Below are 418 nucleotides of genomic sequence, written 5' to 3'. Positions count from 1 at the left end.
AAACTCTCCGGAAATTTTACTTCCCTTTGCAAAAACAGCTTTTATATGCTTGTGAACTTTTAAAATCGCCTCTCCAATTTGCTTTCCATACTGCACAAGCTCCTCTGGAAGTTCAATTATTGCTATGTCTCCAATTATGTCAAAGGATGAAGGTAAGAGGCTCCTCACTTCTTCAGGGACTTTAACTACCTCACGGTAGCTGTGTGGTTTCTTTTCAGCTTTCTCAAAATCAGCCTCAACGATTTCAAATCCTTCAATTGGAGCTTTGACAGGAAATACTAAAAACTCGCCTTCTTGCTTAACTTTGTAGCTTTTATCCAAAATGCCGAGCTCCAAAAGTTTTCTCCTTGCTTTCTCGCCCTCTTTTTTAGGAACTTTCACTCCGAGCATGTGTTCTATTGTCGAAATCAAAAATATA

At 38.8% G+C, this 418-nt stretch carries 1 pseudogene; it reads right to left on the bottom strand.

Going from position 1 to position 418, the window contains the following annotated elements:
- Positions 1-390: pseudogene (locus E3E28_RS10935) on the bottom strand (tRNA (guanine-N1)-methyltransferase); the annotation flags it as partial.
- Between the last annotated feature and the right edge of the window lie 28 nt (positions 391-418).

It is taken from the genome of Thermococcus sp. 21S9 (genome assembly GCF_012027635.1).
Classification (GTDB): Archaea; Methanobacteriota_B; Thermococci; order Thermococcales; family Thermococcaceae; genus Thermococcus.
Note: the sequence above shows the minus strand (reverse complement) of the source record. Positions and strands in the feature narration are given on the sequence as shown.